This is a genomic window from Pseudomonas sp. RGM2987 (genome assembly GCF_022952855.1).
Taxonomy (GTDB): Bacteria; Pseudomonadota; Gammaproteobacteria; order Pseudomonadales; family Pseudomonadaceae; genus Aquipseudomonas.
The window spans coordinates 36,320-51,181 of record NZ_JALJDX010000217.1 but is presented as its reverse complement, the minus strand read 5'-3'; the positions used below and the strand labels follow the sequence as shown (position 1 = coordinate 51,181).

General features: G+C 63.3%; 12 protein-coding genes. All 12 read right to left on the bottom strand.

The genetic code is table 11. The features are described from left to right. Positions 1-208: 208 nt before the first annotated feature. The 12 genes from RGM2987_RS22730 to RGM2987_RS22675 are packed head-to-tail and all read right to left on the bottom strand — an operon-like array spanning position 209 to position 14,847. Positions 209-1,336 (bottom strand): OmpA family protein, encoded by a 1,128-nt coding sequence (locus tag RGM2987_RS22730; protein WP_245145056.1) that lies wholly within the window; start codon positions 1,334-1,336, stop codon positions 209-211. Positions 1,337-1,358: 22 nt separating this feature from the next. Beyond that, a complete protein-coding gene (tssE, locus tag RGM2987_RS22725) occupies positions 1,359-1,796 on the bottom strand; it encodes a type VI secretion system baseplate subunit TssE (RefSeq protein WP_245145055.1) in 438 nt (145 codons plus the stop codon). A 3-nt stretch (positions 1,797-1,799) separates the two neighbouring features. Beyond that, on the bottom strand, positions 1,800-2,333 hold the full coding sequence (gene tssJ, locus RGM2987_RS22720) for a type VI secretion system lipoprotein TssJ (RefSeq protein WP_245145054.1): 534 nt from the start codon (positions 2,331-2,333) through the stop codon (positions 1,800-1,802). Next, entirely contained in the window at positions 2,314-3,411 is a 1,098-nt protein-coding gene (gene tssG / locus RGM2987_RS22715) for a type VI secretion system baseplate subunit TssG (RefSeq protein WP_245145053.1), read from the bottom strand. The genes tssJ and tssG overlap by 20 nt, the downstream gene beginning before the upstream one ends. Further along, complete coding sequence (gene tssF / locus RGM2987_RS22710) at positions 3,375-5,144, bottom strand: type VI secretion system baseplate subunit TssF (protein ID WP_245145052.1); 1,770 nt, start codon at positions 5,142-5,144, stop codon at positions 3,375-3,377. The genes tssG and tssF overlap by 37 nt, the downstream gene beginning before the upstream one ends. Before the next feature lie 25 nt (positions 5,145-5,169). Continuing rightward, positions 5,170-6,750, bottom strand: a complete 1,581-nt coding sequence (tssA, locus tag RGM2987_RS22705) for a type VI secretion system protein TssA (RefSeq protein WP_245145051.1) — start codon at positions 6,748-6,750, stop codon at positions 5,170-5,172. After that, positions 6,747-10,049, bottom strand: a complete 3,303-nt coding sequence (locus tag RGM2987_RS22700) for an ImcF-related family protein (RefSeq protein WP_245145125.1) — start codon at positions 10,047-10,049, stop codon at positions 6,747-6,749. Before RGM2987_RS22700 ends, tssA begins: the two co-directional genes overlap by 4 nt. Before the next feature lie 52 nt (positions 10,050-10,101). Beyond that, a complete protein-coding gene (locus tag RGM2987_RS22695) occupies positions 10,102-11,250 on the bottom strand; it encodes a hypothetical protein (protein WP_245145050.1) in 1,149 nt (382 codons plus the stop codon). Further along, entirely contained in the window at positions 11,247-11,504 is a 258-nt protein-coding gene (locus tag RGM2987_RS22690; RefSeq protein ID WP_245145049.1) for a PAAR domain-containing protein, read from the bottom strand. The genes RGM2987_RS22695 and RGM2987_RS22690 overlap by 4 nt, the downstream gene beginning before the upstream one ends. A 4-nt stretch (positions 11,505-11,508) precedes the next feature. Beyond that, positions 11,509-12,096: a DUF3304 domain-containing protein gene (locus RGM2987_RS22685; RefSeq protein WP_245145048.1), complete on the bottom strand. Its 588-nt coding sequence runs from the start codon at positions 12,094-12,096 to the stop codon at positions 11,509-11,511. Further along, complete coding sequence (locus RGM2987_RS22680) at positions 12,083-14,374, bottom strand: DUF2235 domain-containing protein (RefSeq protein WP_245145047.1); 2,292 nt, start codon at positions 14,372-14,374, stop codon at positions 12,083-12,085. Before RGM2987_RS22680 ends, RGM2987_RS22685 begins: the two co-directional genes overlap by 14 nt. Continuing rightward, on the bottom strand, positions 14,362-14,847 hold the full coding sequence (locus RGM2987_RS22675; RefSeq protein ID WP_245145124.1) for a DUF3304 domain-containing protein: 486 nt from the start codon (positions 14,845-14,847) through the stop codon (positions 14,362-14,364). Before RGM2987_RS22675 ends, RGM2987_RS22680 begins: the two co-directional genes overlap by 13 nt. Between the last annotated feature and the right edge of the window lie 15 nt (positions 14,848-14,862).

The following is a 14,862-nucleotide window of genomic DNA, read 5'->3' as shown; positions in this document are numbered from 1 at the left end:
CATTCGTCAGTTGCAGGTTCCGCCGTGGCAATGGAGGTGGCTTTCGCTCGGCTGAATAGTTCATCCGGGCGACTGCGATGGGGCTGCTTTGCAGCCCAGCGGGAGCAAGCTCCCTCGCCACAGGGGGGGTGATGAACATAATTAATTGCGCACCAATCCCGTGGCGAGGGAGCTTGCTCCCGCTCGGCTGCGCAGCAGACGCAACCCATCACAAGGATGACGCCTCAGCCACTCCTGTTGTGGAGGGTTCACAAGCTCCCACTTGGGGCACCAGCCGAATATCCACGCGTCGGTTGGCCATTCGCCCGGCCTCGATGAGGTTGTCGGCAATCGGCTGGCTGGCGCCGAAACCCTGCACAGCGAAACAGTCGGCGGGGATGTTTCCCATCCGCTGCATCCAGTCGCGTACCGCTGAGGCGCGGGCCTGGGACAACTGAAGGTTGTGTGCATCGGGGCCCGTTGCATCGGTATGCCCGGCAATCACGATCAGCCAGCCTGGCTGGGCCTTGATATCCATCAGCGCGTTAACCAGTACGCCGGTTGACCCGGGCTTGAGTGCCGCGCTGCCGGTGTCGAACAGCGACAGGCTGTCCAGCCGCACTGGCTCTGGCAAGACCGGTTCGTCAGCAGAACCTGTCAGCCCCACGCGCCAAGCCAAGCCAATCACCAACGCCAGCATGATCCCCCCTGCGCACGCCCACAGTGCGATGCTGCGCTCGCCGCTCCTGGCCCTCGGCGGGGGTGAGAGCAGGACTGGCATCACAAACCCCGCAGCCGCGCTGCTGACGGGGTGCAACGGCCTTTCGTGGATTGCTCTGCTTCGCTGCAAGGCCGTGATGAGGCTGACGACTTGCCGACGCAGGCTCACAAGCGTGGGCAGCGGCGCGCAGGTCTGATTGACCAGGCGCTCATCCAGGCTCGCCAACAAACGGTCCAGCTCGATGAGTGTCGATACCGCGTGTGCCGCCAGCGAAAAACTGCGCAGCAGCCGTTGCAGTTGGGCAAACAGCCATTCCAGGATATCCAGGCGCATGGAGTCGGTCGGCGGCCAGAGCTGCGGCCATTCAGCGCTTAGCGTATCGAGCAACCCCAAGCCCTGGGCCATGCCTTGCAGGCCTGTGCGCTGGCTACGGGCCAAGGTGTAGAAACTCACGGTTTGCAGTTCCGCCCCGTTTTGCCGGAGCAATATGAGGCACAGTTGCTCCACTTTGTTCCAGTCCACATCGGGACAGGCCGGGTGGCCTAGCTTTGCCAGTTCGTCCCACAGGGCACTGAATTCTTCATGGTGGCGCGGGTCACCGCCGACCCGGATATGCATCTCCAGCCATACTGTCATTGCGTTCCCTTCTGCGATCCGTTCATGACTGGGGGGCATCCTGGCCCGTCAGAGAGCGCACCAGGGCCTTGCCTTCGGCTACCAGCGTCGTGGCGAAACGCTCCCGGCGGCCGCCTTTGAGCTGCACGTCCAGGGCAAACTCCAGGTACCCCGGCGACACCTGGGGCAGCAGCTCGACAGCGACGCTGGCCAGACGTGGCTCGTACTTGAGCAGGACAGTGGTCATGGTCGCGATCAGCGTATGCGCGGCAGCTGGCAGCCCCTGCAGGACAGTGCCCATGTCCGGCAATCCGTAATCCGGCAGATGACTGAGGGCGCCCGCCCGGCTGTCGAGGATGCGTTGCAGATTGTCCAGCACCGAAAGCACTGGCTGGTCTTGCTCGTCGACCCGTTCCAGGTCCAGCTCGCCTGCAAAGTTCTGCAACAGCAGCTCATAGAGCGAAGGGTTGAGTTCAGTCATGACTCATTCCTTCGCCAGCGGGGCCAGCGTCAACCCGTTATCGCCCAGCTCGACCAGCCGTGCCCGGTCGGCGAGCAACTCGTCGCGTGTCAGCGTCAGGCGCCAGGTATTGAGCTGGGTATCGGGCCGATGGAACAGCGCCACCACCGCGACAGCCTGGGTGTCCTTGTCCATGGGCACACTCAGGCGGGACTTGTGCTCGGGCTTCACCACCACCAGCCGCTTGTCCAGCAAGGCGCTGGAGAGCGGGCGCTCTTCGTTCAACACACCCTCGTAGGTGATCTGCTCCAACGCCTTGCTGTCGCGCAGTTGGTACACCCGCACCAGGGTCGGTAGCGACAATGCACGCCTGTGCGCCGTGTCAGTGTCGTGCGTCGTCGCAGCGCTGAGATCCAGGTGCAGGGTTGTCACCTGTCTATGGAAAATCGCCTTGGTAGTAGAGGCGGTGCCGTCTGCCACGGTCTGGGTCAACCCGCACCCACTGAGCCAAATGGCAACCATCGCGAGGGTCATTGGATTAAAAACGATACGTGACATGCTGTGCCTCCCTGAAACGGGGGTTAGGTGTAAGGCCTCGGTATGGGCCCAGGTTGATGCTGATGGAGTCGTGTTCCGCCACCTGCCAGCCATCGCCGCCCAAGCCCAGGACGCCGGTCATGCCGAGCCGGATGGGCGCTTTTCCCAACACCGGTGCCGGCAAGCTGTGCACCGGCAGCGACAGCGCAAGCTTTGCGCTGCAACGCCAGCCCAGGTACACCCGCAGCAGGACCAGGAGATCGCCATGCAACTGCCCTCCGGGCAACCAGCCACCGGCTTCCTCCAGGTCTTGGGTGAACAGCGCCAGGTGCAATTGGCTGTTCACGTCGTGACCGACACTGCCCAACGGCGTGCCCTCGGACAGCCCCACCGGGCGCGCCGTACACAGGCTGGCGGGGTGTGCCAACGGCACTTTGCGCGGCCAGTGCGGGGTTACTCGCGTCCGGGTGCCCGGGGCCAGCAGCCTTACCAGCGCTTCAATGCCTTCGGCGGTGCGGGTGGGCAGCCGCATCACACTCAGCAACGCCAGGAAGCGCGAAACCGGTGTAGCGATCTGTTCGGCAGTGCCGGGAATCCCCAGCCCGATCAACCCCAACAGGCACTGGGAGGTCGCATCGGTGCCACCCGCCTCGAAACTGGCCGGGTAGGAATACTTGCGCCAGATCCGATAGAACTGGGTAAAGATGCGGTGGTTGAAGATGTCGAGAAACGCCTCAAGTGCCTCGTGGCCTTCACGGCGCCGGGCGATATCGTCCAGGAACGCCGTCGGCATTGGCGAGTCGACGCCGTACAACCCCAACAAGCGAGTACGCACCGTGGCCGCACGCCCGGGATGATGTGCGTCGACCTCAATCGCCTTCAGCTCGCCAGCCGGAAACCCCATGCCCGGGTCAGGCCGGAAGCGCACCGGGTCGTCTGCCGGGTGAGCCGTGCTCCCCAGGAGCGGATGGCCGGGTAAGGCCTGTTCCAGTAACTGGCAAAAACGATACAGGCTGGCCTCGGCCACTCGCCCCTTGAGCGCGTCCAGCAAACCGCCGGCCTTCAGCCGGGAATACGCTGACTGTGATTCTCGGTCCATTGCAGGCACTTTCCGGTAGGTTGCAGGATCAGCGTGAGCCGGGTGAACAGGTGGATGTCGGCATAGAGGGCAAAGAAGCGGTTGAGCATTTCGCCGAACAGGCTGATGTCGCCCTCCCCCGAGAAACCGTTGGCGTCCAGGGTGATTTCGATGTCCACCCCACGCAGTAGAAAGCCTTTCTCAAAGCGCTGGGCCAGGTGATGGTTCACCTCGACGATCGCCGCCAGACGCCGCCGATTCAGCTCGCTGCCCGTCCAGTCGTACAGCGCCAGGGTCCCTCGCAGCACTTCTGCGCTATCGAGCATCGGCAGGAAATTCGAACCCAGGTGACTGAGGAGGCGCCAGTGAAAACGGTCGCGGTTCGGTGGATAGCAAGGCAACGTTGGCGCACACAGGTTACGCACCCGCAAACCCGACTCGCTGGATTGCACCAGCGTGTCGAGCACGGTGCGCTGCAAGGCCTTGCGTGGGAGCTGGCCATGGGTGCCGGTCAAGCGCAGCGAAAGGCTCTGCCCGTCGTGCAGCCGATCTTGATCAAAGCCATCACCGCCCAGGATCAGCCAGGTGTCATGCAGCCCGTTGGCCGCCCGTTTCAAGCGTGTATGGAAATAGCGTTCGGGCGCCTCATCGCTCAGCATCCCGCCCTTGTGACGAAAACTGGTAAACGGCACATAGTCATGACGCTCGGCGTTCTTCGATGCGGTGACGCCATCCACCGAATAGATTTCCATGTGGCCGTCCTGCAGACGCATGGGGCGCAGCAGGTAATCGGTCTGCAACGGCGCCAGCGCCATCGGGTCGGCTTCCAGGGCAAACAGGTTGATCACCGGTACACAATGCAGGCGGATGTGCTCGGTGCCCAACTCGAAGGTCGGCGGCCAGGGCTCACGCAACACCACTTCCAGTTCAAACCAGGGGGCGCCGGGTGTCATCACCAACTGCTCCAACCCGCAGAGGGTCACGAACATGAATTTTTCCCGGAAGGTGAAATACTCCAGCAGCAACTGATAGCCGCTGAAGGCACTGTCGCCCTTGGGCCACAGCCGATCCTCGTCGGCGAAGCCCTTGGCCGTGAAGTAGCCGTCGAGAGGCTGGCGGTCCGGCTGATGCGGCATGCGTATGAACATTGCCTGGCTGTTCAGCGTCAGCGCGTGGTGCAATGCGCTGGCCAGCGGCGCATCGGCGCTGAGGTACAGCGGCAAACGGCTCAGGTCGAGCTGCGTCCAGTCTGTGAGCGCGCCACGGGTAAAGCGCAGGCGCAGCAGCGTGCGGCCGTCCGGCTCATGGTCACGCTCGACCGCGGTCAGCGCCAACGGCTGGAGCATCAGGTCCTGGGTGGTGGTGTAGCGGCAGCGGGTGTGTTGCGGCCCGATGGGTTGCGAGAGTATTTCAAAACCCCGGTCGATCCGCTGGCTACGCTTCATCTGCCCGAGATCAGGCATAAGTTCGATGATCGATAGCGACGGGATGGTCCGCAAATAGTGCGGCCACAACAGGCTGACCAAACCTTCGGTCAGCTCCGGCAAATCATCGTCGAGCTTCTCCCGAAGGCGCCCCATCAGAAACGCAAAGCCCTCGAACAGTCGCTCGACATAGGGGTCCTGGGCCCCTGGCTTGTCCAGGTTGAGTTGCGCGGCGCGGTCCGGAAACGCCTCGGCGAATTCCTTGCCGGCCTCGCGCAGATAACGCATTTCGGCATCGAAATAGCGCAGTGTCAGGTTGTCCATGCTCATGGAAAAACTCCTTTTTGAATTCGTGTCAGCCACACAGCACGGCGGCCCGTACCGGATCAGCCGTCACCAGAGCGGCCAGCAACGCCTCCATGCGGCGAGCCAGGGCGGGTTTGTCGGCATCGGGGCGCTGGGCCTTCAAGCGCAGCAACCGGAGCAGGCGAGCCTTGACTTCGAAACACAGCTCGGGCTCCCACGCGCTCAGGTCCTGGCGCTGTACCGTGGCGTCGAGTTCTGCCAGCAGGTGGATCGACAGGTCGCTTTTGCCAAACTGTTCGGCCACCCGCGCCATGAGCAGGCGCAGCAACCAACCCTGGCGTGCGGTCTGCACGCCAGGGCGGGTCGCCAGCCAGGCCAGTGCCTGTTCCACGCCCTCCCGGTCTGCCTGCGCCAAGGCCTCGCTTTCCAGCGCCAATAGGTCGGTGTCGCCAGTGGTGGGCGCCAGGGTGGGTAGCCATTGCTGAGGGCGGTGGTCGCTCAGGTGGCGGGCGATCCACTCTCGGGTGGTCTCATCGGCAAACGGGCTGCCGTCACTCCAGCACAACGCCTCCAGACCCGGCAGTCGCTCAAGGAACATGCCCAGGTCGTGCAAGGTAATCGCGGCCCAGCGGTCCTGGGGCGCTGGTTGCTTGCTCAACGCCTGGTACAAGTACCATTGCAGGTCCAGCCAGAAGTGATTCACCCCCTCGGCATAGATCCGCTCAACGTGATCGAGCAGTCCAGGCCAATCCTGTTGCAGGTACAACCGCTTGAGCTGCGCGCGGTAGTCAGCACGTGGCGGAACCAGACGGGTGTTGCCGTTGGCGTCCTGCGGCGGCGCCTGATGGACAGTGTCCCAGCGCAGGCTCTTCATCAGCCGGTGGGCCGCCAGCCAGCCCTGTGGCTGATCGCGCAGATAACCGGCCAACGCCCGACCGTTGTCCAACAGATCCCGTCCAGACTTGATCGCGGTAACCGGCGCCGCCCCGCCCTGCCCTTGGGATGCCTGACCGGCGGCGTTCTGTGGCACCAACGCGTCCACGCCACCCGACTGTGCCAGGCGCGCCGATAGCGCGGCGTACAAGGGTTCCAGGCTGGGACGCTGCTCCTGGGGCCAGGTGTCCAGCCCCTGTTCCAGCCAGGCCAACGCGGCGACGGTTCGCTCGGCCTCGGCTTTGACCACCTCCGGAAACAACGACAAGGTGTCCAGCAGCTTATTGCCGGCCAGCCATTGCACGGCCATCTTGCGGCTGTTGGCCCGCACCGGCAGCACCGTCTCGGCGAAGTGGGCCACCAAGGCCGCCAACAGGCTCAAGCCATCGGCCAACCCCGCCTCCCCGTCCTTGTGCAGGCGCGCCCACAGGTAATAGGTGGCGACGCGCAGGTCCTTGCACGTGTGGGTGAGCAACTTTTCGGCCAGCGCAATGACCCGCTCGATATCGGCGCCGGACAATTTATCGACCTCTTCGCGCATGCGCTGGAAGTCATCGTCATAGCCGGGATCTTCACCGACTGCAGAGTTCGCGTTGATGGGGCGCAGCCAGGGTTGCCAGCGTGCAGCCTGTTCCCGGGCGATGGCCAGGGGGTCGCGCTGCCCCAGGCAACGGTCGATCAGGTTGGACAAGCTCATTCGACAACCTCGTTGTGGGCATAGGCGCCAGAGGCCTGATCGGCGCCGAGAAATATCTGCCGCGGCAGCGTGAACCCGCGCAGCCTGAGCAGCGCCAGCGGCCCCGCATCCAGCTCGGTGCGCAAGTGCCAGGTCAGGTTCGCGCCATCGCCCGCGTCGATCACCATCCGGAAGTGGCTGTCACTGTCATCCAATGGCGTGATCCGGGCGATTTCCAGCAGACGGATCAGGCCCCAGGTGCCGGCGTAGTCGCCGAACAGTTGTTCCTCGCCGACCAGGCCGGTCCAGGTCAGGCGTACGCCCGGGTAGTCGCTGCGGCCCGGCCAGTTGAAGCGCTGCCAGCGTTCCCTCTGGTTGAAATAATGATGTTTCTCGCCGTTGAGGGTGAAGGTGCTCTGGACCACGTTGGGCAGCGGTTTGCCGCGCAGTTCGAAACTCAGGCCCAAGCCGCCGTCGGTATAGAGCACATCGGCCAGCTCATTGAGCTGATTGACCGCCGCCAGGAACCGCGGATTGAGCCGCAATCCCTGGCCGTGGCGCGGATCGGCCACCCAGCGGTTGCCCTCCTTGCGCAGCACACCGCTCAACTGGCTGTGCAGGAACCGCTCGATGCGCCCGGAGTCGGCACGGATCATTTGCCCCAGCATCGGCAACGAGGCGTCGCTGGTGGTTGCAGCGAATGGGTAGCGCCCGGCAAAGGCCGCGTTCCAGTGATCGACAATCGAGCGCTGCCATTGACTGTTGAGCCCCGCCGCCGACGGCTGCAACACCTGTTGCCAGGCTTGCTCCAGCGGCTGAACGAACAGCGTTTCGCCGACCCTGGCCCATTGCGCGCCGAGGCTGGCGGCCATCAGCCGGCCATAGGACTGGGTGTCGGTCAGGTCAATGCCGCGGCCTTGAAACACCGTCTGCGCCAGCGCCTGGGTCATGTCCAGCGGGTCGGCGGCGCTGCTGACCTGTTGCAACTTCAGGCGCATGCGAGTGACCCGGGTGAGGAACGTCTGCAAGCTCAGGTCAGCACTGCCGCCGTTGGCCTCCGGGCCCTTGCCCACCAGCGCCAGCAACGGCCCGAACGTGATGTCCAACGGCCCACTTGGCAAGTCGCTCAGTTGATCGATCACCGGCACCGTATTCGGCCCGATCAGCTTTTGCGCAGACTTCATCAGCGAGTCGGCCAGGGCCTGGGTGCGCTGGCCGGCCTGGCCCTGGTAGGCCAGGGTATTGATCAGCGCGATCAGCGGCGACTGGCGCACGTCGCTCATCAACGTCAACTGGTCGATCACTTCGCTCAGGCTCGCCGGTTGACGTGTGCGCAGGCTGTTGAGAAAGACCAGCCAGGCGCTGGCGTAATCCTGGAAGTAACGCTCGGTGAGCCGTTGCTTGAGCTCCTCCGCCGACAGCCGTGAATCGACCTCGCCGGGCTTGTCACTGAGCACCCAGTCGATCTCCTCACGACGCGCCTGGGCGATCTCATCGATGGCCCGGCGTACCTGGCCTTCCCAGGCCTGACGCGTGAACACGCCCGCAACGCTGGCCGAACTGGAAAACAACCCGGCGGCTTCGGTGTCGCCCACCATCTGTTGCAGCCCCAGGGCCGGATAGTGTTGAGCCGCCTCCTCCAGGACCTGTTGGTACAGGTTGGCTTCGGCATTGCGTTGCCCCAACTGCCCGAGCAACACCTGGCGGACCTGGGCCACCAAACGTGGGTCAACCTCGATGCGCCACTCGGGGTGTGCGGGCAATTGCTGCGCATAAAACTGCCACAGGTTCGGCGCCAGGCTTTGCCAGAGCCCCGTCGAGAGGCCGCCGCGTATGGGCTCGACGCTGCCCAGGGTCTTGGCCAGAAGGCCGGCTTCGGCTTTTTCCGGTCGGGCCATCATCAGGTAGGCCTTGAGCTGATCGTAGGCGTCACGCGCCCGCTCGGCGCGGGCGGGGTTGTCCGGCGCCAGCTGCACCAGCGCGCTCAACTGCTCGCGCAGACGGGCCGCCGCCGGGTCACGAATCAGCCGGTTATTGGCCGCCACATAATGCGGCCACAGCACCTCACGCAGCGTGTCATTACGGTTCAAGCCAAACCGCTGGTACCAGGGCGCACCGTGCACCACCCGGTCGTCCAGGCGCGCCAACTCGCGGACCAACTCGTGCAAGGCCAGCAACTGTTCATTGTCGTGGGATGATGACTGCTGCGACGCCTGCTGCAGCGTTGTCAGCAAGGACTGCACCTGAAGGATCTGCGCACGGTTACTCACAAAGGACAGCGACATCCCCGCGCCCCACACCACGGCCAGCGCCATGAACACTGCAAAAGCCCATCGCGGCGAGCTCCAACCCAGGCGCTGACTGGATGTCCGGTCGCCCTGCACACCGCGCCACGCCGGGTCGGCCAACCAGAAATGCTCGGTGTCATCGCCCAACCGACGCACCGGCAAACTGAACCACAACCCGCGCAACGGCACCCCACGGGCAAAACCGTCCCACCAAGGCGCCAGCACCTTGCACCAACGGGCAATCCCTTCGGTCTGTAAGCTGCCGGACAGGCGCACCAGAAAATCGTGCAGCATGTCCCCCTGCATCTGCGCCCAGCCCTGGCGGCGCAGCGGCTCGACCAGGGCCTGCAGAGAATCTTCCAGCATTGACGGCGTCGCACGCCGGTCCAGCAGACAGCCCACCGGTTGCGTCGGCCGTGCATCCTGAGGCCAGGCACTTTCGCAGACCTGCCACAGATGCACCGGCAACTGCCAGCGCACCTTGCGGGCCAGCTCCCGCAGATGCTGCAAGCCAACCCTCATCGCCTTGCTATCGACGCCTTGCTGCCGGGTCACTGCCCAGACCACACCGTCCAGCGGACGGCCATGGCCGAAGTTCAGCCGCGAGGTATCCAGCTCGGCCTGTGGACTACCGCCCCACAGGAGGACGGTGTTTTCACCTTCGAGCCACAGTTGTTTCGCAAGGTTGGGGGCGATGGCATCGATCTCGGCGGGCTCGCCGATGACCAGCAGGATGCGGGTTTTGCGGCGCCAGAAGTGACCGTGGTTGTGACGCAAACACTCGACCATATCCACCGCACTGGCCGACGGCTTGGATAACTCAATTTCGCTTTTTGAGGGTGTCGGCTGGCTGGCCTTCACCAGCTTTCGGATGCCGCCCTGCGTGACCTGGCAGGTCAGCATAGCCATCGCGAACAGTAGCAACCAGGCAAACAGCGCTTTGAATGAAAGGTCCGAGAGCCAGGCGCTGTCGACGGGTTGACCGGCCCACAACCACCAGGCCAAGCCTGCTACTGCAACGAGCACCGCCATGACCAGAGCCAGCAGGAGCGTCGTAAGCCAAGAGGACAATTTCAGAGGTTCATTAGCTAAAATCATGGGGTTTCACAACTCCAAGGGCCAAGGTGTAATGCGGGTCACAGGCCAACCAGGCACAGGGCACGCCGTGATGCTGCGCGTAGCTGGCGGCAAGGGTCTGCACCACCATGGCCTCCAGATTGGCTACCGCGCCAAAGTGGCGGTCTTGCACGTTTCGTTTGGTGTTCCAAAGGATGGTGGGCAGCTCGGGTACATCGGGCTGGGAGAACGACATACACACATCGGCAGGCGCCGACAGTTCGCTCTGTTGCACCGCCCGCTCGGCCACCCACCCAAGCGACTCGCTGTCGTCGAACCATTCACCGCGGGAGAAAACCACGCTCTGCTCGGGACCGAACAACCACATCAATGCCGCTTCTCCAGCCGGTAGCCGGCCGTCCCGTTGCGGAGGGGACGATTGGCAACCGCCACAGAGAATCCGGGCATCTGAGGGAGCGCCCTGCAATTGATCAATGATCGAGTCCAGGCTGCGGATGCCCAGCCAGGGTTCGGGTCGTTCGGGCAGCTCAACCTGCGGGCAGGACGTGGCCATCTGTTCGACGAAGGCCTGCCAGGACTCAAGGGATCCCTGCCAATAGCAACGCAGTGGCTGCAACACGACCGGCCCGGCTTGCTGCGCACGCCATTGCAGGGCGAGCACACGCGCCAGCTGTCGCTCACGCTCGACAAGATCATCTCCCAGCACCTGAGGCAGCCGAAGCACCATGCCTCCTGGTTTTTTCTCCGGTATGGGAGGTGGATGGTCCGGGTGGAAAAGCGCCTGCCGGTGCTCAGGCGTCTGGCAGCCCGGCCCCAGCAACACCGACTCGACCAGCGTCGCTTTTTGCCGATGCCGCGCCCACCAGGCTTGTTGTATGTGACGCGCTGTCTGGATATAGCATCGCGCGTTGTGCCGGCTCAGCCGGTAATACACCACGCGCAGCAGGAAGGCGAGCATCCATGCCAGCAGTGCGATGGCAAACCCGGCTATGGCTATAAGCGATCTCATCCCGTCCCCGGCGCTATGGTCGCCGTTCACAATAGCCACGATGTTACCAACCAGCAGCGCCAGGAGACCTAGCCCATAGGCGACCCAGCGCGAGTAGGCCGGCGGTCGTGCCGCAGGGTCGGTTGCGAACTCCGGCGCCGGGATCACGATGCCACCTGCGTGTCGGGCATGGAGCTGACCAGGGTGCAGTTGCAAGCACAACGGTGACCATCCAGCGCAACCGGGCGCCCATCGATGTGCATCAGTTCACTGCCTTCAGCGATCCTGGTCCGGCCATGCAACGCACAATGCACGGCATCGCCCTGACAGGCGATGGGAAGGCCTTCACTCTCGTAATGCCCCTCCAGCACCTTGCCTCCATATTCCCTGAGTGTGTCGCCCATACGAACAATGGCTTTCATGGTGTTACCTCTGGCCTTTCGGCGCTTGTGGCTGTGGACATGACGAAGGCTCCGGCAGGTGCAACGGCGTCTTGATCGGGTATTCGGGGCTGCGGTAGGCGTAGCAGGAAGTGGTGACCTGAAGCTCATCGCAAGGCAGGAAGTGCACGGTAAGGCCGCAGACTTTTTCGCCGGTGTAATCGGGGACGGGGACGATTTTGGTGTGTTGGCGTTTTTGGGCGCGGACCTTATTTCTCCAAACTAAGTACTTCGCCTCATCAGCAAAGCCAGGAAAGCCGTCGGAATATGCCGAGCCGGTTTCCCAATCCACTCGCACCGTCATCCCCGGCTGCCAGCGCGCCGGGGCGATATAACAGCAACCGCCCCCGCCGCCCTGGTAGGGACCGATGATGTCGATGCCCGAACGGCCATCGACGCTGAACCGGTTGATCGCCCAGTGGGTGTGGTTGATGGCGCCGAGGCTGCTGGCCTGGGCGTTGTTTACACACCCAATTGCGAGCAGGCCGCACAGGGCCGCGAGCCAGGCAGCAAGGTTGCCTTGTAGGAAAGCGCCTCGGGCCAAGGGGCGCGAGAGGGCTTCAGACCGGGGCATGGCTCTTCACCTCTTCGGCGCTGGCGTAAAAGTCCTGCCACAACGCATCGATGGCCTGTAGCGCCTCGGCCTGACGCTCGGCGTCCATGACCAGGGCATGCGCCTCAGGGTACGGCGAGGCGTTGCCCTGCGCGAGCTGCGGTGTGCCGTTTGCGTCATACAGCACCAGGTCCCTTCTGCCGGCGTCGCCAAAGAACACCATGCGTTCACGCAGGTAGCCGCCAAACGGCTCGCGGGTACCCAGAAAGGCATAAAGGAACCAGGCGCGGGAGTCATGGACCTGGTCGTCGAACAACGCCCGTAACAATCCCTCGGGCTGGGTGGCGTTGCGGCTTTCATCGACATTGCCGCGACGTTTTTCATCCACATAGTCGCGCTCACCGATCGGTCGCGGGAACAACTGGCGAACCCAGCGATGCGCCGCCAGCTTCATGGCCTCGCGTTCGGTGCGCATTTCGGCAACCGCCTGCAAGCCGGGGCCCAGCAGGTCGCGGGCCATCCAGACCGCGAATGACAGTGTCACGTCGGAGCGATAGTCCTGGGCGAATTCCTCGGCGGCTTCACGCAACTGGGTTTGCGCCAGGTCCGGGTCGAAATCCTTGACCCCGGGTTTGAGCGGTTTGCTCGGCTCACGGCCCAGGCGTTCCCCGGCCAGTTGCTCCAGGCGTTGCTTCTCGACTTCGGCCTGTGCCGCTTCACGGGCAGCCTCGGCTTCCTTGCGTCTGCGCGGGTCGCCATGGCTGTCGCTGGCCTGAAGGTAGAACGGCGCCAGTTTCAGGCTGCCAAAGGCATAACGGTCGATGCGCCAGGCGGTGATCCAGCCCATCTGCTTGCGCAAGGCCTGTTCCAGCGTGTCGGGGGCTGGTATCGGTTGGTAGTGTTCGGCTCGCTCGGTGGGTAGCGGTTGGGTTCCGGGGGTGAGACCTAAGGTGACTTGCCGCCATGCGTTAAAACGGTCAACTAGAACTGGAGAAACCCCAAAATCCTCGATCAGTTCATCTTCCATTGCTCGCCATAGCTCATGGCTAAGCTCGTTTGGCAAAGCGTCCTTTGGGACCTTCAATGGTGCCCCATGTGCAAAGGCATCGACATATAGATCGTTGAGAGCAATCTGTGAAAGAAGCAGACGATCATCATCACCAACGGCCTTCCCCTGATCCCCCGGTGGATACCCACCGCCCTGATCCGAATGCACCCCAGGATGCAACACCTCCACGCTATTGTCCGGGTACTCACCGCTTTGACGGCGGATCGAATCCAGCGGAAAGCACAGGCGTTGCTCATGACTGGCGACGATATGCAAGCAGCGCTTGACCAGCCCACCGACAGGCAGCTCCTGGGAGCCATCGGCCCAGCCCATATGCCCCTGGGCCCACGGCATGATATCGGCGACCCCCACCGAGGCCACGGTATCCAGCAACCCGAGATACTCCACACTGATGGGCAACTGCATATCGAGCACTTCCAGGGCCCCGGAGCGGGACAGCAACTGGCTCAACCAGCAGACAAAGGCCCGCGCCGCGGCCGCGCCCCGGGAAAACCCGTAGACATACAGCTTGATGCCCAGCAACTTGGATTGGCCCGGGCTCGACTGGCTCAAGGCGATTCCCAAGGGATCGAGCAGGGGCGCGAGCTGTTTGTAAAACTCGCGACGCCGGTTGCCCTGGCCGGTGATGGACTCCAACCCATGGGCACTGCCCATGGCGTTGACCACGGCCAACAGGGTGCTGTTGCCCTGGCGCGGCAGCCCGAGCATGCGCCGCAGGGCATCGATGATCATCAACAGGCCCCAATTGACGCGTGCTTCACCGTAAGTGGCCAACGCCAGGCCAAAGCTGGTGTAATCCAGATCACCGACCTCCGGGAACGACGTACCCACGCCCGGCATGTAGTACTTGAAGTACTGGCCGTTGCCGGTGCCCGGCGCATCGGTCAACCACTGAGCCTCGTTGCTATGGCTGGTGCCGCCGGCATAGCCGTCGCCAATACTGGCGCGGAACATCCGCGCAATATTGGTCGGGTGCCGGGGATTGGACAGATAAAGGTCGTTATTCAGGTTATTGCCGGTACCGTCGAAGCACAGGCTGATGTGCAAGGTCTTGCAGCACGGCGTGGTCACTCGGCGCCCCGCCGCCACGCACAGAGCATCGTGGTAGTCGCGCTCCAATTGGCACTGGCGTTGAATATTCTGCTGGACCTGGACGGGCCGAGTGGGCAAGCGGCCCTGAATCGGAAACTGTGGTGGGTACCAGACAGGGGGATGCTTTATCGTGGACATGACTGAGGCTCCGGCAGGTGCAACGGCGTCTTGATCGGGTATTCGGGGCTGCGGTAGCCGTAGCAGGACGTAGTAACCTGGAGTTCATCGCAAGGCAGGAAGTGCACGGTGAGGCCGCAGACTTTTTCGCCCGTGTAATCGGGAACGGGGACTACTCTGCTATGTCGGCGTTTTTGCGACTCGATTTTGTCGACCCAGGCCTCATACTTGGCTCTATCAACAAAACCGGGGAAGCCTTTCGAACTACCCACACCAGTTTCCCAATCAACCCGTACCGTCATCCCCGGCTGCCAACGTGCCGGTGCGATGTAACAACAACCGCCCCCGCCGCCCTGATACGGACCAATGATGTCGATACCCGAACGGCCATCGACACTGAAGTGGTTGATCGCCAAGTGGGTGTGGTTGATAGCACCGAGGGTGCTGGCCTGGACCCCTGGGGTTAACCAGATCGCAGCCAAACCACCACCCATCGCAAGAAGGCGCCT